This window comes from Paludisphaera rhizosphaerae, from assembly GCF_011065895.1.
Taxonomy (GTDB): domain Bacteria; phylum Planctomycetota; class Planctomycetia; order Isosphaerales; family Isosphaeraceae; genus Paludisphaera; species Paludisphaera rhizosphaerae.
Map to the genome: position 1 here is coordinate 46,459 of NZ_JAALCR010000018.1, position 22,399 is coordinate 68,857.

Sequence of the window (22,399 nt, forward strand, 5' to 3'; positions counted from 1 at the left end):
CCCGAATCGGCGAGAGGATTTTTTGCGCTCAGTAGCCGGCTTTCTTGCGGACGTCGGGAAGCGCGGCGACGAAGTAGCGTCCCTGGTTGTCGTCTCGAAACGGACGACCCTCGGCGTAGTAGATGAGGTCGTAAACGACGACGGCCTGGTTGGGCACCTGGACTCCCTGAGTCGTCCAGATCACATGCCCGTGCTCGTCGAGCTTCTCCGTGCGGACGAGGTCGACGGCCGTCTCGGCGAGGGGCGTCGGCGAGTTCAAAATGCGATAACGCGCGATCAGGCGATCGACGACGGGAGCGGCGGCGACGGTGGCGAGGAACTCGTTGAGAGGCCGAGAGGGCTGCACCACGATCGTCGAGTCGATGACGTGGATCTCGATCTGGTAGAACCGGAAGCGGTAGTTCTTGCCCCAGTTGCTGTCGTAGTAGATCCGGCCGCCGGCGTCCTGGTAGGTGAAATAAACTTCCACCCAGTCGGCGTCGGCCGGAATGTCGGCGTCTCCCAGGAGCTTGGGAGCGCGAATGACGGCCATCTGAGGAATATGGTCGGGCTCGCCGACCCAACTGACGAGCCGGGTGGCCTGGAAGGGGGCGTTCTCCTTGTAGCGGAGGTGGGCCTCGACCGGCCGCGCAGGGTCGCCGAATTTGTAGTCGTCGTGGGGAGGGACGACGCGGAACGGGTCGAAGCGGATCAGGGCCGTCGAACCGGCCCGGAAGGCGCCCCGGATTTCCTCTCGGAAGTTCCGGGTGAAGATCATCTGGGCTCTCGAATCGGTTTCAACGTGTTGCACGATGGGTCTCCCTCGTCTGGACCGGGGTCGCTTGGGCGTCGAGAGGCGGCTCGGGCCGGCTCACAGGAAGAGGGCCGTCACGGTGACGTCGGGCAGAGAGTCGAACACCTTGATGAACGTGACCTCGATGCTCGGATTCCAGTAGTAAGCGTCGGCCGCCGAGCCGGTGAGGTTCTCGGGACTGCCGACGTCGGGCAGGGCGGCGCCGCCGACCGACACCGTCGACGGACGGCGAGTCCCCGGCAGGGCGATGAAGTAAAAGGGCTCGCGAGGCGTGAACCCGTCCTTGAGCCGGTGGACGCGAATCTCCTGGCCGCCGGCGACGCTCTTGTGGCTGACCTCGGTGATGCGGAAGACCTCGTTCTCCGCGGCGTCGGTGGTAATCCCGTCGTCCAGGTAGAGGCGGTAGGAGCTGTCCGGCCCGGGGTAGATGTTCAGGGTCAGCGGGTTCTGCGGCAACTGACCCACGTACTGCTCAAGCTCGCGGGTCGGCAGGATCGCCCCGGCGCGGACGTAGATCGGCACCAGGTCGAGGGGCGCGAAGTAGTCGAAGGCGGGTATGCCGCCGGTCACCGGAGCCTCGAGCTTGGCTCGATTGTCCTTGAAGGAGTACCAGTCGCTCCTGGCCGGGAGGTAGACCTGCCGGATCGGCGGGGACGGGGGCGAAGCGGTCTCGTGCTGCTCGATGATCGGGGCGATGAGCAGGTCTCGCCCGACGAAGAACTCGCTGTCGGCCCAGCGCGGGTCGTAGACGTTCGGGTCGTGAGGGTCGTTGACGAACAGAGCCCTGCTGACGGGTACGCCCGTCTGGGTCCACTCGAACATGGCGTCATAGAAGAGCTGAAGGAGCCGATACCGCAGCTCGACGTACTTGCGACAGTTCGTCGGCACGGGCTCCTGGTAGCGGAAGGCCTCCTGGAACTCCTTCACGTAACCGTTGTAGTGGTTGCGGAACCAGGGAAGGAAGGCCCCGGCGTGCATCCAGCGCGTGAAAAGCTCGTAGTTGGTGATCTGACCGACGACCTTCGAGCCTTCGATGCGGCCCTGGCCGACCGATCCGGAACCCGTGGCGAAGCCGCCGATGTCCGCGCCGTTGATCGGGATGCCGGAGAGGCCCAGGTTGAGCACCTGGGGGACGTTGACACGGAGATAATCCCAGCTCGACGGGGAGTCGCCCGTCCAGAGGCCGGCGTAGCGCTGCATGCCGGCGTAACCGCCCCGGGCGATGATGAAGTTGCGCGTCTTATCGGCGACCTCGCTGCGGAGGGTCTGAATTCCGTCCCAGGTCCCGATGAGGAGCGTGAGGGCGTAAGCGTTGTGGATGACGGCGTTGGGCACGGGGGGGCCGGCGTCGGGGTTCTGCATCAGCGACAGCGGGAAGGTCTTCGGTTGAGTCGCTCCCACGACGTTCAGGGCCGGACATGTCATGTCTTGCCAGATCATGTCCATTTTGAGGTCCTGGATCAGGTGCTTGTACTGCCGCCCCCAGGCCTTGCGGACCTTCGCACGCGAGTAGTCGCTGTAGCGCCCCTGGGCGCCCAGCGCCATCGACCCGTTCCTGAACACCTTGGGGGGATAGGCGGTGAAGTAGGTGTTGCTCCCGAAATTGTCGCCGTAGCTGACGTCGCCGAGAAAGAGGGGATCGGGGTTTGAGGGGGCCGGGTCCTCGCCCGGGAAGAACTGGCTCGCGAGCAGACCCCCGGCGGTGTTCATCGCCTGGAGTTGATCGTAGGCCGCCATGTCGCCCTTCTCGTCGAACATATTGTCGGTCAGCAGCGGGGTGATGTTGGTGCTGCACTTGAAACCGTGGTCGTGCAGGCCGGAGAGGTATCGGGCGGCGTTCGGAAACTTGATCTCGCTATGGGTGAAGGTGCGATAGTTGTCCTGAAAGTCAACGTCGATATGAAGGCCGTCGAGCGGGATCGCGGCGGCGCGGTAGCCGTTGGCGGCGGCCGAAAGGGTGGCGGAGTCGAAGTAGCCGTACGCCCCCTGGTGGAAGCCGAAGACGTACTTGGGCGGCATGGGCGACCGGCCGGTGAGCGTCGTGTATTGCGCGAGGACGCCGCGAACGTCGTCGCCGGCCATGAAGTAGTAGTCCATCTCCCCGTAGAGCGCGCCGAAGTAATACTTGCCGTACATATCGGAGTAGTCGCTCGCCCCGATGTTGAAATAGGACTGAGCCGGATTGTCGAAGAAGACGCCGTACGCGTACGGGTCGCCCGCGAAGTCGCCGATCGGGCTCGGATTGACTTCGAGCAGCAGCGGGACCGAGCAATACAGGGGCTCGGAGGGATTCAACGGATTGTTCCCCTCACTCTCGGGGAGCGCGGGCGCGCTGTTGTAGGAGAAGTTGTCGAAGTTGAAGAACGTCATCGTGAATTCGTTCTTGAACAACTGGGCGCCCGCCTTCGAGCCGAACCCGCAATAGCGCGCGTTGGCGGGGTAGGTCTTGAAGTTCGCGACGACCTCCTGAAAGGGAATGTAGACGAGGTTGTAGCCCGGCATGTCGGCGCTGATCAACTGGCCGCCGCGGAAGACCTGGATCCCGTACGGCTTCAGGTTGATTCGGACCTGGATCGAGCCGGTGTCGACGTCGAGATGATCGCCCCCCTTGTTGACGACCAGAGAGAGCGGCACGCCCCCCGTCAGGTCGCGTTCGACGACCGCGAAGGAGGTCTCCGTGGTGTAGTCGGGAGTGACGACCGGTCGGAAACGGACCCGAAAGCAAGTCGGCCCGAGGAAGGAGACGCGGAGGCTCATCCCCGGCGTGGACATGTCGAGGTCGATCGCGTCGCCGGTTCGACGCGTGTTGACAATGTCGCCGATCGGCTTCCAGTCGCCGTTGTTCGGCGTAAAGCTGTGGACGTAGACGTACTGATGGGGCACGATTCGGTCCCTTGCTTCTTGAGTGTCGATGCTCGGATAAGTCAACCGGCGCACCGTCGGCGGGACGCCGGGACCAGAGTGGGCGACTCGGTTACTTCGGCAGGTTCTTCTCGGGGTCGGAGCCTGGGTCGTTGAGGCTCGCGGCCCCCTTCACGCCGCGGACGGCGGCGGGAACGGCGGTGGACTTCGGAGCATCCTCCGACTGGGCCTTCATCTGGAGCAACCAGGAGAAGTCGGCGTTGCCCGTGCGGCCGGCGTTGGAGTTGATGCCGAAGATGGGAACCTTGTTCCCTTCGTTCATGAGCAGCTTCCCCTCGGCGTCGCGTTTGAAGCCGAGGCACATGCCGGCCGAATAGTGGCAGCCGACGCAACTCTCCGTGCCGAAGACGAGGGTTGGGTCAGCGACCTGCTTGGGAGGGAGCCGGTCGTCCTGAGCCAGCGGCCCGGCAGCCTGAACGCCGAGTTGGAAGAAGGTTTCCATCGTCGTGTTCGCGACGTAGACCGGGACCATCTGGCCGGGCGTCTTGAAGACGATGCTCTCCGGGGCCGAGTTGTTCCCCGACGGGAAGGCTGGGAAATTCGGTCGGACCGGCCACTGGGCGCCGATCAGCTCGTAATACTGGAAGACGCTCCCCAGGCCGGCCAACGCGCGTTGCGACTCGCGGTTCACCTGCTGAGTGGCGAGCGGAATGGGGATGACGCGAGTCACCTGCACGGGGGTCGTGGTGAGCGACTCGTCCCAGTCGGTCGGCGCGCCCGTCGCGTCGGGTCGGCTGTTCTTGGGGGCGAGCACGTTCGGGATCTTGGTCGGCAGGTCGGGGTTGTTGAAGATCGGACGGAGCCGCTGCTTCTTTCCTCCGATGTGCACGAACGACAGGTCGTTCGTCTGGACGTTGTCGACGTGCTCGAACGTGGCCCAAATCCACTCGGGCGAGGAACGCGTCTTGGTGGCGATGTGCATGCCGACCATCCCCATCGGCACCGGGACCGGATCGGGCTGGGGCACGCCGTCCTTGGTCGGGGCCTCGTTGTGGATGATGTACGACCAGCGGACGAGGAACCGGGAGGGATCGGAGTTCCAGGTCATCTTGGAGGCCAATTGCTTGAAGCCGTCGTTCTTGGAGAAGTCGTAGTCGCGGGCGACGAACGGGCCGTTGGCCTTCTCGTCGTAGGTCGCGAGTTGCTTCCAGGCGAACTTCACCTCGGTCGTGCCGGCCGTGAAGGTCTCGCCGTCGATCTTGTCGCCGTCGACGGGAAAGGAGACGGTGCGGTCCGCGGCGAATCGGGCCTGGCCTTCGAGGCTGTAGAGGCCGTTCCGGCGGATGTACTCGTAGGAGGTGCGGTTGACGTAGACCTTGTAGCGGACCCAGAGGCCCTGCTGGTCGACGAGCGGACCGGTAAACGCCTGAAGTGACTCGTCGACGATCTGGGTCCGGTTCAGGGCGTGACGGTTGTTGATCTTGGAATACATCCAGAGCGTCAAGGGCTCGTAATGGTCGGCCTCGAACGTTCCCGGATAGGCGCCCGACGTCCACGGCTGGGGAGCGGCGCCGTATCGCTGAAAGAGGGAGTTCGCCTCGGCCAACGTCTGCCAGACGCGCGGCCGCCAGGCCCCCTCGACGGCGTCCTGCTTCAGGCTGATCGCTGGATCCGGCTGCCCGTCGGCCTTCGTCGGCCAGTTCATCCCCACGAACAACCGCCACGCGAAGCGATCGAAGATTTGCTGAGCTTCGGGGATGTTGGCGGGATCGTGAATGAAGGAAAAGTCGCCGGTCCCGTCGTTCACGTCGACGGGCAGCTCGGGCTTGAACTCGATCGTTTTCTCAGCCTCTCCCGGCTGCTGGGCGTGAGCCGGTGGAGAAGCGTCGAGGGCGGCGAGGGACCACCCGAGGGTTAACACGGCGGCGAATCCTCGCCCGGCCGTCCGCAAACTCATCCGTTCCGTCCGCGACCACGCTCGAACTGTTGTCGCAGTCATCATCGGCTCCAGAACGCATCAAATGACGATCACTGATTTTACATTCAAATGCAGTCCCCCGGAGGCCGCTCATTGAGAGCGCCCTCGTCGTATCGAAAGGAGAGGAGAGTCGCGCAATCGCTTGCTCGAAGGCGTTCGAACCTCCAGGCCCGCGATCCATCGACCGGCCCGGAATTTCAACCACGCCAAGAATTGCTCAGAGATTAATATCGCGAGAGCAAAGAATTAACAACAAAAATCCTTCTAAATAACAACAAGGCGGCATGGCCTCATATCGGCCGTATCGTCCCATGCGTTAATGCTCCCATCGCCGCGCGGTTCTTGCCCGGTGCGTCAAGACGGTGGAAATCGTGGGTTCCGAGCGAAAACCGGGCACCGGGATCGAGCAAAATCCACGGCCGCATCACATAACCACACACTCAGCGACAGATCGCCGGAGCTTCCGGCCCGTAGCCTCGCGCCATTGTCTGCGGATTTATACGCCGCCACCGTCCATATATTACCGACCAAGCGAGTCGACGGCCGCGAAGGCGGACTGAACCGGGATCGGGCGATCGGGCCGGATGGGCGGCGGAGTGATCTTCTTGAGGCGGAGGCGAACGTCGTCGAGGTCGCGACCGCGCGTTCGTCGGCGGAGAGCCTCTCAGCGATTCGTCGAGAGGACCGATGCAAAGCTTGGTCGGGGCCTACCTCTCGTCCAGCAGGAGATTGCCTCATCCTGGACGAGGGGGAGTCTTCAGGCGCGGGCTCTCGATCGCGCCCGGCAGTCGGACGCTGCGCGGGGCTCTGTCACACGAGAGGAGAAGCGTCGTCACGAGCCTTTCGTACGCCCTCGGCGGGGCGGTCGGCCGTTCAACCGGCCTTCCTCGCGGCCTGGGCTCCGGCGACGGCCGCGTTCATCAGCTTTCGCCAGGCCTCGAAGATCTTCGCGGTCTCGACGGCGGTGGCCAGGGGGCGGACGGCGGAGGCGTCGAAATCGACGTACAACGGCTTGGCGAGCGCGGGCTTGAAGTCGGGGTTGGGCGTGTTGAACTGAGCCCCGATCGACGTCCGCCAATCGGCCAGCTTCAACTGCATCACCTTCGCACGGTCGAGGTTCCTGGCGGCGAGGTTGGTCCGTTCGTCGGGGTCGGCGGCCAGGTCGTAGAGTTCGAGATGGCCGTCATCGTAATACTCGATCAGCTTCCAGTCGCCTTCGCGGATGGCGCCGGCGGGCTTGCTCCCCTGGTTCGTGTAGTGGGGGAAATGGAAGGCGAAGGTGCGAGGCGATCCGGCCGATCCGCCTCGCAGGCGGGGGGCGATGCTCAGGCCGTCGAGACCCGGCTCAGCCGGCGCGGGGAGGCCGCAAAGCTCCATCAGGGTCGGCGTCAGGTCCATGTTGACCGTCGGCTCGGCGATCACCGCCGAGGGGATCCGTCCCGGCCATGAGACGATCAGCGGAATCCGCAGACCCCCTTCATAGAGATAGCCCTTGCCCGCGCGGAACGGCGTGTTGTGGGTGGAAACCACGCCCCCTTCCAGGACGTGGAGGCCGCCGTTGTCGGACGTGAAGATCACGACGGTGTTCTTCGTCAGGTCGTTCTTCTCGAGCGTCGCCAGGATCAGGCCGACCGTGTCGTCGAGCGTCTCCAGCATCGCGGCGTAGACGGGGTTGAAGGCGTCGGCGTGCTTGGGGATCAGTTCGGGCTTCGCGGCGAGCCTGATGTGGGGCGTATGATGCGCGACGTAGGCGAAGAAGGGCTCCGCCTTCCGACGTTCGATGAAGTCGATCGCCCGATTCGTGATCGCGTACTCGTTCTTGCCCCCCTCGGTCGCCGACGGCTCGGAGTCGCCGCCCGGCAGGAACGCCTCATCGAACCCCTGATCAGTCGGATTCGAGCCCTTCGCATTGCCGAGGTGCCACTTCCCGAAGATCCCCGTCGCGTAGCCGGCCGCCTTGAACCGCTCCGCCAGGGTGACCTCGGACGAGGGGAGGTTCATGGTGATCTCAGGATGCAGCAGCTTCTGCGACGGGGCGTTCGGCCGGCCGGGGAGGAACGTGGTGATATGCACCCGCGCCGGCGCCTTGCCCGTCATGATGGCCGCTCGCGAGGCCGAGCAGATCGAGAGGCCGCAATACGCCGAGGTGAATCGCGCCCCACCCGCCGCCAGACGATCGAGGTTCGGGGTCGGCTGGTCCTTCCGCCCGTAGCAGCTCAGGTCGTCCACCCCCAGGTCGTCGCACAGGATGAACACCACGTTGGGCCGCTCCTGCGCCCCGGCCGAGGCAGCGGCGAACAGGAAGGCGATCGAGACCGGTAGGGCTCGGAACGGGTTCATGAGTTCGCTCCTCGGCGGACGTCAGGAGAGGACAGATTCGCGACCCCAGAGCCTAATGGCCCTACGACCCGTTGAAAAGCCTCCCCCAATCCGATCCACCGCCTTCGAAACGAGGACGGCGGCCCCGGATGCCTTGTCTCATCCGGGGCCGCCGCGACCAGGACGGTCATTGGGAAATGATGCGGAAGGTCGCCGACGCCGCAAGCCTCGGCACTTCCGGGGAGGGACCACACAACGCCGATGCCACTCTGAGCGTTGCGGGGTATTTTGCAATTGAGATTCAGTCTCAACACATTGAATATATCCAGCGGCTTAACCCGAATCAAGAGGGGAATCGAGGAAATTCCGCCACGGTGAGGGAGGGTGGGCCGGGCTGCGGGAGTGGATTGACGGAGCCCTGCGACGGCCTTAGGCTGCAGGTCCCCGCCGGTTGGTCGCCGGCCGCTGATCCGCCCCACCGTCGGAGCCCTGTCATGCCCTCGCGACGATTCCTCCTCGCCCTGGCGGCGACCGTTCTGGCGTCGATGGGAGCGGACGACCCGAAGCCGGCCCCTGCCCCGACGCCTCCGGCGCAGGCTCCCTCGCGGATGACGATCCCACCGGGGTTCTCGGTGAAGCCGTTCGCGGCCGAGCCCGACGTCGTCCAGCCGATCGCCTTCACCATCGACCCGAAGGGGAGGCTCTGGGTGGTGGAGAACTACTCGTACCCCATCTGGCTCAAAGGCCCGACGGGCAAGGACCGGATCCTGATCTTCGAGGACGCCGACGGCGACGGCCAGTTCGACTCCCGCAAGGTCTTCTACGAAGGCGGCACGAGCTTCACGGGGATTGAGCTGGGCTTCGGCGGCGCCTGGGTCTGCGCCACGCCCAACCTGCTGTTCATCCCCGACCGTGACGGCGACGACGTCCCCGACGGCGCGGCCGAGGTGGTCCTGGACGGCTGGGACGTGAAGGCCCAGCACAACATGTTCAACGCCCTGAAGTGGGGCCCGGACGGCTGGCTCTGGGGATGCAACGGCATCCTGTCCAACTCGCGCGTCGCCGCTCCGGGGACGCCCGACGCCGACCGCACGGCCATTAACACGGGCGTCTGGCGGTATCACCCCACGCGGAAGGTCTTCGAGGCCGTCGCCCACGGCACGACGAACCCCTGGGGTCTGGACTTCGACGACCACGGCGAGGCGTTCATCACCAACTGCGTGATCCCCCACCTGTTCCACGTCGTCCCCGGGGCCCGCTACGACCGGATGTTCGGCGAGGACTTCAACGCCAACACCTATCAACGCATCCACACCTGCGCCGACCACCTCCACTGGGCGGGCGGCGACTGGACCGAGTCTCGCGAGGGGGCCGGGCACGACAAGCACAGCCAGGCCGGCGGCGGCCATGCGCACGTCGGGGCGATGATCTACCTGGGCGACCAGTGGCCCGACGCCTACCGCGACGCCGTCTACACGTTCAACATCCACGGCCACCGGGTCAACCACGACCGCCTCGAACGCAAGGGGTCCAGCTACGTCGCCCACCATGAGCCCGACCTCCTCCGCGTGGACGACGTCTGGTTCCGCGGCCTGGAGCTGAAGTACGGTCCCGACGGATCCGTCTACTTCACCGACTGGGCCGACATCGGCGAGTGCCACGAGAACGACGCCGACAACGCCCACCGCGAGAACGGCCGCATCTACAAGATGACCTACGGCGAGCCCAAGCCCGTGAAGGTCGACCTGTCGAAGCAGTCCGATGAGCAGCTCGTAGCACTTCAATCCCATAAAAACGACTGGTACGTCCGCACGGCTCGCCGGCTGTTGCAGGAGCGGGCCGCGAACGGCGACCGCATGCTCAAGACCAGCGTCATACGGCAAGATGTGGTAACCGGCGGCCCCATGGCCAAGATCCCCGTCATGTTGAGAGAGGCCTTCCACGACGCGGCCGACTCGCCCCGCCGGCTGCGGATGCTCTGGGCGTTGAACGCGATCGGGGCTCTCGACGAGGACGCCCTGTTCGGCCTGCTGACCCACGCCGACGAGTCGGTCCGCGGCTGGGCCGTCCGGCTGCTGGTGGATAACACGTCCGTCGCGCCGGGCGTCGTGGCGAAGCTGACCGAACAGGCGAAGGTGGATAAGTCTCCCCGAGTCCGGCTGGCGTTGACCTCGGCCTTGCAGCGAATCCCCGTCGCCGACCGCCGGCCGCTGGCCGAGGTTCTGGCCACCGCGGAGATCGACCCGGCCGATCCGATGCTGCCGCTGATGACCTGGTACGGGATCGAGCCCCTGGCCGCGTCCGAGTTCGACCGCTCCGCGGCGCTGATCCCGACCGTCAAGCTGCCGATGCTCCGCAACTTCCTGGCCCGACGCATGGTCGCGGTCGACCCGTCGAAGGCCCTGGGCGCCCTCGCGCCGGTGCTGGCGCTCGACCGCGACGACGTCCGTTCGGACGTGCTCGACGGCGTCCTGACCGCCCTCCGGGGCCGAAAGAAGGTCCCCCGGCCTGAGGGCTGGAGCGACCTCTACGCCGGGCTCTCGGCCGTGAAGTCGTCGGCGGTGCTTGACAAGGTCCTGCTCCTGGCCGTGATCCTGGACGAGCCCAAGGCGGTGGAGGCCCTGCGGACCGTCCTGCTGCAACCGACCTCCGACGCTTCCCGCCGCGCCTCGGCTCTGTCCACGTTGGTCGAGCGTCGGACGCCCGGACTGGAGCGGGACCTCCGCAGCCTGCTGGACGACCCTTCGCTCCGCGCCGCGGCCATCCGCGGCCTGGCAGCGTACCCTGATCCCGAGACGCCGAAGGTCGTTCTGGCCCGCTACCCCGCGCTCGCGGCTGCCGAGCGGGAGAACGCCGTCGCCACCCTGGCCTCGCGGCCGGCCTGGGCGATGGCCCTGCTGGACGCCGTCGAGCGCGGGACCGTCCCGCGCCGGGAGGTGAGCGTCCCGATCGCCCGCCAGATCCTGGCCCTCAACGATGCCCCGCTCGCCCGCCGGCTGGAGGCCGTCTGGGGGAGCGTGCGGGCGACCTCGGCCGACAAGGCGGCGCTCATCGGCAAGTACAAGTCGGTGCTGGGCTCGGGCGAGTCGAACCCCTCCGCCGGCCGCGCGGTGTTCCGTCGCACCTGCTACAACTGCCACAAGCTGTTCGACGACGGCGGCGACGTCGGCCCCGAGCTGACCGGCTCCGACCGCCGCAATGCGGACTACATCCTGGAGAACGTCCTGGACCCCAGCGCCAGCGTGGCCCGCGAGTACACCGTGACCAACGTCGCCACCGCCGACGGCCGCCTGGTCTCGGGCATCCTTCGCAGCCAGACCGACGCCGTCCTCACCATCCAGACGGCCAACGAACGCCTCCTCATCCCCCGCGAGGACGTCGAGGAGATCAAGACCTCCAAGCTCTCCATGATGCCCGAGGGCCAGCTCGAAGCCCTCACCCCCCAGGAGATCCGCGACCTCTTCAGCTACCTCGCCTCCCCCGGCCAGGTCCCCGCGCCGAAGTGATCGCCGGACGGCTTCGGTTGGGTTCGCTCGCGCAACGCCCAAACGGCCTTGCGCCCTCACAACGTCTTTTCAAAGAACGATTTACCGCGATCCGCAACGTCTCGACTTTTGGCTTCGCTCGGCGACTTTTGAAGTCTCTGGCCCCGCCGGCCACCATGCCCACGCCCGTCGTGGGCATGCGCCCGATGCCGGCCGCGCCATCGCCCCATGCCGACCCTGGCCCGCCCGGAGTCTTGAGCCCCTCACCTATATAGTGGCGCAGAATCCACAAATTTGATTTGCGGACCCCGTCGCAAGTAGGCCGGATGTCATGGCCATGCATCGACGGAGGACCATGATGTTCATCCCTTGCGATCGGCCGGGGTCGCTGTACGATGGGCCCAGCTCTTCTGATCCTGTACGGTCTCCTCTCCCGACTCGAGGCCACCATGAAGCGACTGGCGACCGCGATCCTCGTCCTCGCCCTCACGGCCGTCCCTTCCCGAGGCCAGGTCGCTCCGGGTTCCTACCCCGAGCTCGCCGCAATCCGCGAACGGATGCAGCCGCTCGTCGAGAAGAAGGAAGTCGCCGGCGTCGTGACCCTCGTGGCCACGCCCGAGGGGATCGTCCACCTGGGTGCGACCGGCGAGGCGGACATCGCCGCGGGCCGGTCGATGCGACCGGATTCGATCTTCTGGATCGCCTCGATGACCAAGCCGATCACGGCCACCTCCGTCCTGATGATGCAGGACGAGGGCAAGTTGTCGGTCGACGACCCGGTCGAGAAGCACCTGCCCGAGTTCAAAGATCTCAAGACCGTCGACGGCAAGCCGGTCCGGCTCACGATCCGCCACCTGCTGACGCACACCTCGGGCCTGGGCGAGGCCTCCCCCGCCGAGGCCCGCGAGATCAAGGACCTGGCCGGCCTCACGCCGATCTACGTCAAGAAGCCCGTCCAGTTCGAGGCGGGGTCGAAGTGGGCCTACTGCCAGTCGGGGATCAACACCGCCGCCCGAATCGTCGAGGTCGTCTCAGGCCTGCCGTTCGACCGGTTCGTCGAACAGCGCCTGTTCGCCCCGCTGGGTATGAAGGACACGACCTTCTACTTGACCGAGGAGCAACTCCCGAGGTTGGCGGCGTCGTACCGCCGGAGCAAGGAGGGAGACCTGACCCCGACGCCTGTCAGCATCCTCTACGGCAAGTCGGCGACCAGCCGCGACCGCTTCCCGGCGGCCAACGGCGGCCTCTTCTCCACGGCCCCGGATTACGCGCGGTTCTGCCGGATGATCCTGAACGGCGGCGAGCTGGACGGCAAGCGGTACGTCAAGCCGGGATCGGTCGCGCTGATGACCTCGGTCCAGACGGGCGACCTGAAGACCGGCTTCACCCCCGGCAATGGCTGGGGGCTGGGCTGGTGCGTGGCGCAACAACCTCAAGGCGTCACCGCCGTGCTCTCGCCCGGCTCCTTCGGACACGGCGGCGCGTACGGCACCCAGGCGTGGATCGACCCGGTGAAGAAGCGGGCCTACATCCTGATGATCCAGCGGGCCGACTACCCGAACTCCGATGCGTCCGAGGTCCGCAAGGCGTTCCAGGAGGCGGCGGCCGCCTCGTTGACCGAGGCGAAGTGAGCGACGTCGGTCGCGCCGCGCGACACTCCTTGTCCCTCAGCCTCTTCCACTTGATGACCAGATGATCCGGCGGCAGTTTGATCAATATGACGCCGTCCCAGGCGGGTCGTCGAACTTCATGCCATTCCCCCTGGGCCCTTCCGATCCCCATTACCAGCGCCATCGCCTTGTGCCAGGGCCGCGGGAGGACGGCTAGGGCGAGGGTAGTGCGCGTCGGGTCTTGCCAGATATCGCTGCGTGCTGGATGCGGCCCCCTGCGGGCGGGAATCACCGAGGATCCTTGAAACGCTGTGGCTTCTACGTTTCCATAGGTCGGACGTCGCTCGTCGAGAACACCGACCCGTGATACGGAAAGGCCGTGCATCTATGAACGCAGAATCGAATCTTCATCGCCGTGGTTTTTTGGGTGCGGCGGCGGTCACGGCCGGCGGGTTGTTGGGGCCGGGATTGAGGATCTTGCGGGCGGGCGAACCGGGGAAGGTCGGCGAGACGCCGCATTTCTGGTATCGCCTCGCGCCGGAGGGGCCGTACATCGACTCGCAGCGCGGGGATCGGGCCTTCGGGTTCAAGGACGATCGGATCTATCTCTCGGAAGACAACGCCAAGACGTGGAGCCGCAGCGCGTCGTTCCCCGAGGCCGAGAACATCACGTTCAGTTGCTTCCTCAAAGATGGGAACATCCTCTTCGCCACCCGCGAAAAGTTGTTCCTGAGCACGGACGGCCTCCAATCCCACCGCCAGATCATCGTCAAAGACCAAAAGGGCGGCGACTACCTGCCGCACACGCCGAAGGACCCGAACCTGCCCGGTTGGTACTTCCACCCGCTCGACGGCGTCCACACCTGGGACGTGGACGGCCGCGAGATGCTCGTCTGGGGCAACTACTGCAACGTGGTGGGCGGCCCCGTTCCGGTGAACATCTATTACTCGGTCGATGGCGGCAAGACCGTCAAGATCGCCTACTCCTTCGGGCGGAACCCGTCATTCCAGGAGAAGGGCGTCGCCCCCGGATCGTTCCTCGGCGATCCTGCAAATCCGGCCGTGGCCCGGCACGTCCACTGCGTGTCGTTCAACCCGGCGGAAAAGGCCTTCTACGCCTGCACCGGCGACATCGACCGCAGTGCCGGTCACGAATGCCACTGGCTGCGCGGGGAGTATGACGCGAAGGCCGACGCCTGGTCGTGGAAGACCCTCGTGTCGGTGAACTCGAACTCGCGGTACAAGTCCGGCGGGATCAACTTCGTCGACGGCCAGGTCTACTGGGCGGCCGACGCCAACGGTCCCAAGCCGGCGGACCAACCCTACGACCGGGGCGTCTTCCGATGCGCGCCGGCCGACATCGCCGATCCGTCCAGGCACACCCGGCTGTTCGCCGCCCCATTCGAGATGGCCAACATGCTCATCCAGGACGGCGTCATGTTCGCCGGCCATTGCGCCCCCGCGTCGACGCTCAAGACGGGCATCGCCTACTCGCCGGACATGGGCAAGAGCTGGGTGGAGTACGACCTGGCCGAATACGGCCCGCGTTCCCCGGTCCGCTTCCAGACCAAGAACGGCGAAGGCTGGTTCCGAATGGACCTCCGCAAGGGATGGATCGACCGCGGCGAGGTCCTCTTCCTCAAGCCCAAAGCCTGACGCCCCCCTGCAACAACCTCACGACGTCCTGGTCCCGCCGACGCGCGGAGCAGGACGACGGCATGGGGCTGATCTCGTCGCATCACGCCCTGGCGCGTTCGTGCGTCCCGGGCGACGAGCGAATTGGGCGTGGAGATGAACATGTCGGTCCTGGATTACTTATTCGGGCGCCCTCTGGCCAGCGATGAGGAGGGGGAGCAACGAGTTGGGGTTTGGGCGGGGGTTCCGATGCTGGGGCTCGACGCCCTGGCTTCGGCCGCCTATGGACCGGAAGCGGCGCTGACGCTCTTGATCCCGCTGGGGATCCTGGGCGTCAGCCACATCGTCCCGATCATCGCCCTGATCATCGCCTTGCTCGCGGTCGTCTACGTTTCGTATCGACAGACGATCGCTGCCTATCCTCACGGCGGCGGCTCCTACACCGTCGCTCGCGAGAACCTGGGAACGGCCGCGGGCCTGGCGGCGGCCGCCGCCCTGATGCTCGATTACGTCCTGGTCGTGGCGGTCGGGATCTCGGCGGGAGTGGGGGCTCTCGTCTCGGCCGCTCCGGCGCTCCAGCCCTACACGCTTCTGCTCTGCCTCGTCATCCTGGCCACGATCACGGGAATCAACCTCCGTGGCGTGCGCGAATCCGGCCTCGCCTTTTCGGTCCCGACTTATCTCTTCGCGATAACCATGCTGGCCATCCTGGCGATCGGCCTGGTGAAGACCGTGGCCGCCGGAGGAAGCCCCACGGCGATCGAACCTCCGGCGCCGCAGGAGTCGACGGCCGCGGCGGCGGGGCTCTGGATCCTCGTCCGCGCCTTCGCCAGCGGCTGCACGGCCATGACCGGGGTCGAGGCGGTCAGCAACGGCGTCGCCGCGTTTCGCGAACCGACCGTGGTCTACGCCCGTCGCACGCTTACGGTGATCATCGTGCTCCTGGGAGTGATGCTCGCCGGGATCGCCCTGCTCTGTCGGGCCTACGGCATCGGCGCGACCGAGCCGGGGAGCCCCGGCTACCAGAGCGTTCTCTCTCAGCTCGTGGCCGCCGTCGTGGGCCGAGGCATGTTCTACTACATCACGATCGGCTCAGTGCTGGCCGTGCTCTCCCTCTCGGCGAACACCGGATTCGCGGACTTTCCCAGGCTTTGCCGGGTGATCGCGCAGGACGGCTATCTCCCCAACGCCTTCGCGCACCGGGGCCGTCGTCTCGTCTACACCTGGGGGATCCTCGTCCTCGCCGCCCTCGCGGGGGCCCTGCTCGTCGTCTTCGACGGCATCACCGACCATCTGATTCCGCTGTTCGCCGTGGGCGCGTTTCTGGCGTTCACGCTCTCGCAGGCCGGCATGGTGGTGCACTGGCGGCAGGTCGGCGGCCCGCACGCGGACCGATCCGCGGCCGTGAACGCCGTGGGCGCGTGCTGCACGGCCGTTACGCTCGTCGTCGTCCTCGCCTCCAAGTTCGTCGAAGGCGCCTGGATCATGGTCCTGCTGATCCCGACCCTCCTGGCGTTCTTCGTGGGGATCCGGGCTCATTATCGGGGTGTGGCGAAGGAAGTCGCGACCGACCTCCCGCTCGACGTGGGGGGCCTCCAGCCTCCCCTGGCCCTCGTACCGATCCGGGGCTGGAGCTCAATCACGCGGAAGGCGCTCCGGTTCGCCCTGAAGGTCTCTCCAGAGGTCTACGCCCTGCACGTCGCGGACGACGAGAACGCCATGCTGGCTCTGGAAGAGAACTGGGCAAAGAACGTCCGTGAGCCGGCGAAGGCGGCAGGCCTCATCGCCCCCCAGTTGATCGTCGTGTACTCCCCCTACCGACTCCTCTACGCGCCGCTGAAGCAGGCGGTTTCAGACCTTCAGGCGGCCCACCCTGGCCGAGATCTGGCGGTCGTCGTCCCCGAGTTGGTCGCCACGCGGTGGTATCATTACCTGCTGCACAACCAGACGGCCACGGCGATCAAGTTCTACCTGCTCCTGAGCGGCTTCCGCCGGGTGTTCGTCGTCACCGTTCCGTGGTACCTCTCGGACGGCTCGCCGGCTCCGCCGTCGACGGAGTCGCCCATCCGCTGAGGCCAAGCCCGGCGGGGGCGTGACGTGACGCTCCGCCCCCGCCTTCGCCTTCGCGTCAAACGTCCAGGCTGTCTCCCAGGCCGCCGTAGACGAGGTTCTTGACCATCGGCAGCGAGTAGAACTCGTGCGGGAAGCCGAGCGGGACGCGGCTCACCGCGTTGAGGCGCTGGAGTTGGGATTCGTCGAGTTTCACGTCGAGGCAGGCCAGGTTGTCCTGGACCTGCTCCAACCGTCGGGCGCCGATGATCGGGATGATGGGGATCGGACGGTGTCGCAGCCAGGCCAGGGCGACCTGCGCGGGGGAGCGACCGACCTCGGCGGCAACGGCCAGGACCTCGGCGACGACGGCGTGCGCCTGGTCGTCGGTCCGCTGCCACTCCTTCATCATCTCACTGTTCAATCGCGCGTCGGCGCCGGCCTTGTTTCCGACGTACTTGCCGGTGAGCGCGCCGCCCGCCAGGGGGGACCAGGCCGTCACGCCCAGCTTGAGGGCCTCGGCCATCGGCAGCAACTCGCGTTCGACGGTTCGTTCGAGCAGGCTGTACTCGATCTGCAGGCCGACGAACGGCGACCACCCGCGCAGCTCGGCCAGGGTGTTGGCCCGGGCCACGGCCCAGGCGGCCATGTCGGAAACGCCGGCGTGCAGGATCTTCCCCTGGCGGACCAGGTCGTCGAAGGCCCGCATCACCTCTTCCAGCGGGGTGATCCGATCCCAGATGTGCAGCCAGTAGAGGTCGATGTAATCGGTCTGCAAGCGTTTGAGGCTGGCCTCGACGGCTCGCATCATGTTCTTGCGCTGGTTGCCGGCGTTGTTGGGATCGTTCCCGGGCATGGCGTTGGTGTACTTCGTCGCCAGAACCACCCGGTCGCGGTCCCCCTTGAGGAATTCACCCAGCAGCGTTTCACTCGCGCCGTTGGTGTAGACGTTGGCCGTGTCGATGAAGTTGCCGCCGGCCTCGAAGAAGGCGTCGAGGACGCGCCGCGACTCGTCCTTCGACGACCCCCAGCCCCACTCCTCGCCGAACGTCATCGTCCCCAGGCAAAGCTCCGAGACGCGCAGACCGGACCCGCCCAGCAATCGGTATCGCATCAACGTCTTCTCCTTGATTTCGACATGGCCGGGCGGTCGTGAGGCTGCCTTCAGGCGTCGCGCCCCCCGGGACGCGTCAGGACGCCCACGATGCGGTCGAAGGCCGCCGCCTCGTCGGCGGAGAGGCGCCCCAACCGCTCGCCGAAGCTCCGCCCCATGGCCTCCTCGACGCGCCTGAGCGCCTTGACTCCCGCGGGCGTCCGGACCAGGCGGAACTTCCGCAGGTCCCCCGCCTCCACCCGACGCTCCAGGAAGCCCCCGGCCTCCAGTTGGTTGATCAGGTACGTCACCGTCGGCCGCGGCAGCAGCAGTTTTCCGGCCAGCTCGGCCGGGAACGGATGCTCCTCCACGGCGTCCAGCAGGAAGTACGCCTTCACCGAGATCCCCAGAGCCTCGAAAGTCGACTCCGAGTCGTCGATGATCGACTGCAACAGCCGCCAGAGGTCGGCCAGCGTCCCGTAGGCGTCACGCCCGCCCTTCTTCCTTCCGTTCGGCATGGTACGCCCGCCTGATTCCGAAGTCAAATAGTTCAACTATTGAACTTTCTCCGCGCGCCGACCCATCCGATCGAGCGGCTCGCTCCTGGAAAGCATACACCAGGGCCTGCGATTACATGCGTTTCCCCTGCTTGCTCGGCCGATGAAAGTGCTTCGCGAGGGCGGGAGGCGTCGGCCGGACCGTGACAAATGCGACCGGAGGCCGTTGACTTGAACTGCCGTTCGTTTCCCGATGTCCCGGGATGGCGTAGGATCGTCGTTGCGTGCGTCACGACCCATCAGGGCCGACCCCAGCGGGTGGGGATCCATGCAGCTTCCGATTCATCACCGGCCGGGTTTGCTCGTGCTGACCCCGGCGTTCCTGGCCCTCCTCTGGGTCGGGCTCGGGATCCTGCTCCTTCTCGCCCGGGGCGATCTCGAAGCCTTGCTCCGCAGGGACTTCGGCGAGCACGCCCGGCCCGACGCCTTCGATCACCTGAACGGGGTCTCGACGGCCTTCTGGATCGCGCACACCTGCCTGACCGTGGTCGCGATCGCCGCGGCCCGATCTCGGCGGACGGACGTGCTCGTGGTCCTTCTGATCGGCCCGCTCATCGCCTCGGGGATCTCCCTGCTCGGCCAGAGCTGGTCGGACCCGAACTGGCTCGTCGTCGCCGCCGTTTGCACGATCGGCTGGCTGGCGTCGACGGTCGTCGGTGCGACGTACTGGGCCTTCCGACCGACGGCCCGTCTGAATCGAGGCGACGGATAGGAGTTTCCCGCCGACGATTCTCGAGAAAACACGACCAGCGCCCTTGAAACCCGGGCTCGCGCGCATACCGTCTTTCTGCCTAATAAAACGCTGCATCAGCCCCCCCGGCGGAAGGCGGCGGCGTCAGCGTCGAGCCAGGTCCGGAATGAATCTCGGGCCGGCTCCGGTCTCGGATCCCTGGTCCGAGGCGGCAACGCCGTCGGGTTGCGACCTCTCCCAACCATCGACCACGCCATCCGCCGACGGACGAACCATGCCGTCACCCCGACTTCGGTCGCGGTCGCGCCCCCCCGTGCGCCCGACGACCCAAGGTCACGGGGGCCATCGCGCAAAAGGAGATTGCGATGCAACACGAATCGTTTCCGGACGAGCATATCGAGGGACTAGAAGATTACGTCGTCGTCTTCAAGGAAGGGCCGAACCACGGCTACGTCCTGCGCGGGGACGATGAACTGGCCGGCATCCGATGGATGACGGGCGACACCGGGCTGCTGCCGAACGTGGGAGACCTCTTCCAGAGCCCGGTGATGTCCATCACGATCGCCGCGCAGCGGTCCGTCGACCGCCGAAAGCTCTGGATGGCGCTCGTCAAAATCGGCGAATCCGGCGCGAGCTACGCCGCGTACCGCGTCGAGTCGATCGTTGAAGGCGTCATCGTTCTGAGGCATGTTCCCGACGCTTGACATCGCATTGCATCTACATTCGTTATTACGTCTGCATTGACATTTTCTCATGACATTTCACATCTGGAGAGGGCGTAGCATCGTTGCCCGCGCCGTCCCGCCGTGGTAAGCCTGAGGCTGGAAAGTCGTTCGATCGAAGTCCGGCCGGTTCATGAGGTGAAGATGTCGTTCCCGTCACGCACCAAGGCCCGCCCGTCGTCGTCGCCCGCAGCGCGGCTGCGGTGGGCCGTGGGCCTCTTCGTCTGCTCGTCGTGGGCCTACGGGGCTGATGGGAACGTCGCCGCGCCTCGGCCTTCGGCGAGCGCCGTGAGGCTGATCGGGGGCGAGGCGGTTGAGTTCACGTCGGGCACGTCGCCGGTCCTGAGCGCGACTCCGAAACCGACGCTGGGAACGCGAGATTTCGCCGTCGGGCTTTCGTTCCGATCGGACGAGACGGCCACCCAGGATCTGGGCGACCTGATGAGCCTGTGGGACGCGAAGACGCGGCACGGCTTCACTCTCGGCCTGCGCAACAATACGGGGAGCACGACCAGCCAGGCCAACTGGCGGCAGATGCAGTTCGGGATCGACGCCGGAACGACGCCGAACTGGCGCGACGAGGGCCGGCCCGGCGCCGCGCTGCTGGGCTTCTCGATCGCCGTCCACGACGGAAAGCTCTATGTCGGGACGTGCGAGCCGATGCGGCCGCAGGTTGGGAGGGTTTATCGTTACGACGGCCCGGGGAGATGGACGCCCCTCAGCCCGCTGGACGGCTCGAACTCCGTGACCGCCCTGGCCAGTCTGGACGGCCGCCTCTACGCGGCGACGGGCAAGTATCGGGTGGCCGGTTCGTCCCTGCCCGAGTCCGACAACACGGAGCGCGGGGGTCGCGTCTACCGGCTGATCGAGCCCGACCGCTGGGAGTTTGTCGGCGACCTGGAGACGGAGGCGATCGCCGGCCTGGTGAACTTCGGCGGCAAGCTCTACGCGTCCGCTTTGTATAAGCCGGCCGGACTCTACCGCCACGAAGGCGGAGGAGCCTGGACGACGGTTCCCACACCCGATGGCAAACGGGTGAATGCTCTCGGCGTCCACGGCGGGGCCCTGTACGCCACCAGCTATGACGTCGGGAACGTCTATCGTTACGACGGCAAGGCCTGGAAGGGCCTGGGGCTCGTCGACGCGAACATCACCCAGAATTACTCGTTCACCACGTACCAGAACTCCCTGCACGTCTCCACCTGGCCCGCGGGCAAGGTCTATCGGCTGGATGCGAACGACCATTGGGTCGACGCCGGCCGACTGGGGAACGAGTTGGAAGTCATGGGCATGCTCGTCCACAACGGGACCTTCTACGCCGGCTCGCTCCCCTCGGCCGAGGTCTACCGTTACGAAGGCGAGCCCCGATGGACCCCTCTGAAGCAGTTGGACGAAACGCCCGACGTGAAATACCGCCGAGCCTGGGCGATGGCCACCTACCAGGGGCGGCTGTTCACGACAACACTCCCCTCGGGGAAAGTCTGGTCAATGTCCGCGGGGAGCCTCGCCACCGTCGACCGTGAGTTGAGCCCGGGCTGGCACGACGTGGCCGCCCAGCGGACGGGAGACAAGCTCCGCCTGTTCGTCGACGGCCGTCTGGCCGTCGAGGCCGACGGTGCAGCGCTCGACCTGAATACCGCCGGGCTGCGGCTCTCGGTCGGCGACGGCCCTCGCGGCCGATTCGTCGGCACGATCAAGGACGCCTGGTTCGACGCGGCTCCGTGAGCGATCTCGACCGCCGACTTCCAGGGCCTTCGCCGACGCGGCTATACTCGGCGACCGCGGCCGTCGGACGCGTCGAACACTCTCCCAGTCCTGGAGGCTACGCCGTGCGCACCCTCGCTGGTTGTTTCGCCCTGACCCTCGTCGTGACCGTCGGCAGTCTCGTGCGCGAGGCCCGTGCTCAGGCCGCAGAGACGCCCAGTGCGCTCGAAAGCTCGCCCAACGGTTGGAAGGATCTCCTCGCCGGGGCGGGCGACGGGCTGAAGGGGTGGACGATCGGCAAGCTGCCGTCCAACCCGAAGGCGAAGGCCGAAGCAGCCCCGCCGAAGCCGAGCGGCTCGCAATGGAAGTACGACGCGAACGCGAAGACCCTCGTCTGCGAGGGGGACGGCGGACACGAATGGCTGCGCTGGGACGAGGAACTCGGCGACTTCGTCTTCCACGTCGAGTGGCGGTTCGTCCCGGTCGAGGGCAAGAAGGGATACAACTCCGGGATCTTCGTCCGCAACTCGGCCGACGCTTCGATCTGGCACCAGGCCCAGACCGGCGACGCCTCTGGCGGCTTCCTGTTCGGCGACACCCTCGTCGACGGTCAGGCCAAGCGGGTCAACCTCTCCAAGCAAATCCTCGACAAGCGGGTCAAGCCGGCCGGTGAGTGGAACACCTGCGAGGTCGCCTGCAAGGGGAAGGAGATCACCCTCTGGACCAACGGCGCGACGACATGCGTCTTCGACGCCTGCGAGGTCCCTCGCGGTTTCGTCGGCCTGGAAGCCGAGGGCTGGAAGATCGAGTTCCGAAACGTGAAGGTCAAGCCGCTCGCTGGCCCTTGATCGAGCCCGGAACGACTCAGCGTTTCGGAAAGGTCGCCGGCGGGCTGGAGAAG

The 22,399-nt window shown here is 66.2% G+C and carries 14 protein-coding genes; 8 read left to right on the top strand and 6 right to left on the bottom strand.

The genetic code is table 11. The features are described 5' to 3' along the window. Positions 1-28 precede the first annotated feature (28 nt). From G5C50_RS21715 to G5C50_RS21730, 4 genes are all read right to left on the bottom strand, one after another. Positions 29-790, bottom strand: coding sequence for a DUF6209 family protein (locus G5C50_RS21715; RefSeq protein WP_165072894.1), 762 nt, complete (start codon positions 788-790; stop codon positions 29-31). A 60-nt stretch (positions 791-850) separates the two neighbouring features. Beyond that, complete coding sequence (locus G5C50_RS21720) at positions 851-3,676, bottom strand: TIM-barrel domain-containing protein (protein ID WP_165072896.1); 2,826 nt, start codon at positions 3,674-3,676, stop codon at positions 851-853. Between the two features lie 91 nt (positions 3,677-3,767). Next, positions 3,768-5,612 carry a hypothetical protein gene (locus G5C50_RS21725; protein ID WP_165072898.1) on the bottom strand — a complete coding sequence of 615 codons (1,845 nt, stop codon included), beginning with the start codon at positions 5,610-5,612 and terminating at the stop codon, positions 3,768-3,770. Positions 5,613-6,506: 894 nt separating this feature from the next. After that, positions 6,507-7,973: a sulfatase gene (locus G5C50_RS21730; RefSeq protein WP_165072900.1), complete on the bottom strand. Its 1,467-nt coding sequence runs from the start codon at positions 7,971-7,973 to the stop codon at positions 6,507-6,509. 473 nt (positions 7,974-8,446) lie between these two features. Between G5C50_RS21730 and G5C50_RS21735 the strand changes: the two genes are divergently transcribed. The 4 genes from G5C50_RS21735 to G5C50_RS21750 all read left to right on the top strand — a co-directional run bounded on the left by G5C50_RS21735 (position 8,447) and on the right by G5C50_RS21750 (position 16,755). Next, complete coding sequence (locus G5C50_RS21735) at positions 8,447-11,458, top strand: PVC-type heme-binding CxxCH protein (RefSeq protein WP_165072902.1); 3,012 nt, start codon at positions 8,447-8,449, stop codon at positions 11,456-11,458. A gap of 428 nt (positions 11,459-11,886) precedes the next feature. Further along, complete coding sequence (locus G5C50_RS21740; RefSeq protein ID WP_165072904.1) at positions 11,887-13,068, top strand: serine hydrolase domain-containing protein; 1,182 nt, start codon at positions 11,887-11,889, stop codon at positions 13,066-13,068. A 366-nt stretch (positions 13,069-13,434) separates the two neighbouring features. Beyond that, positions 13,435-14,703: a hypothetical protein gene (locus G5C50_RS21745; protein ID WP_165072905.1), complete on the top strand. Its 1,269-nt coding sequence runs from the start codon at positions 13,435-13,437 to the stop codon at positions 14,701-14,703. Positions 14,704-14,844: 141 nt separating this feature from the next. Beyond that, positions 14,845-16,755 carry an APC family permease gene (locus tag G5C50_RS21750; RefSeq protein ID WP_165072907.1) on the top strand — a complete coding sequence of 637 codons (1,911 nt, stop codon included), beginning with the start codon at positions 14,845-14,847 and terminating at the stop codon, positions 16,753-16,755. Positions 16,756-16,810: 55 nt separating this feature from the next. Here G5C50_RS21750 and G5C50_RS21755 read toward each other — a convergent pair whose 3' ends face one another. Next, positions 16,811-17,845 (bottom strand): aldo/keto reductase, encoded by a 1,035-nt coding sequence (locus G5C50_RS21755; protein WP_165072909.1) that lies wholly within the window; start codon positions 17,843-17,845, stop codon positions 16,811-16,813. A gap of 50 nt (positions 17,846-17,895) precedes the next feature. Continuing rightward, positions 17,896-18,342 (bottom strand): MarR family winged helix-turn-helix transcriptional regulator, encoded by a 447-nt coding sequence (locus G5C50_RS21760; RefSeq protein WP_165072911.1) that lies wholly within the window; start codon positions 18,340-18,342, stop codon positions 17,896-17,898. A 307-nt stretch (positions 18,343-18,649) separates the two neighbouring features. Here G5C50_RS21760 and G5C50_RS21765 point away from each other — a divergent pair, with 307 nt between their 5' ends. The 4 genes from G5C50_RS21765 (at position 18,650) to G5C50_RS21780 (ending at position 22,346) form a co-directional block, all read left to right on the top strand. Next, positions 18,650-19,093 (top strand): hypothetical protein, encoded by a 444-nt coding sequence (locus tag G5C50_RS21765; protein WP_165072913.1) that lies wholly within the window; start codon positions 18,650-18,652, stop codon positions 19,091-19,093. Positions 19,094-19,437: 344 nt separating this feature from the next. Continuing rightward, entirely contained in the window at positions 19,438-19,776 is a 339-nt protein-coding gene (locus G5C50_RS21770; RefSeq protein WP_165072914.1) for a hypothetical protein, read from the top strand. A gap of 162 nt (positions 19,777-19,938) precedes the next feature. After that, complete coding sequence (locus G5C50_RS21775; RefSeq protein WP_165072916.1) at positions 19,939-21,519, top strand: hypothetical protein; 1,581 nt, start codon at positions 19,939-19,941, stop codon at positions 21,517-21,519. A 104-nt stretch (positions 21,520-21,623) separates the two neighbouring features. Beyond that, complete coding sequence (locus G5C50_RS21780; protein WP_165072918.1) at positions 21,624-22,346, top strand: 3-keto-disaccharide hydrolase; 723 nt, start codon at positions 21,624-21,626, stop codon at positions 22,344-22,346. Positions 22,347-22,399 lie beyond the last annotated feature (53 nt).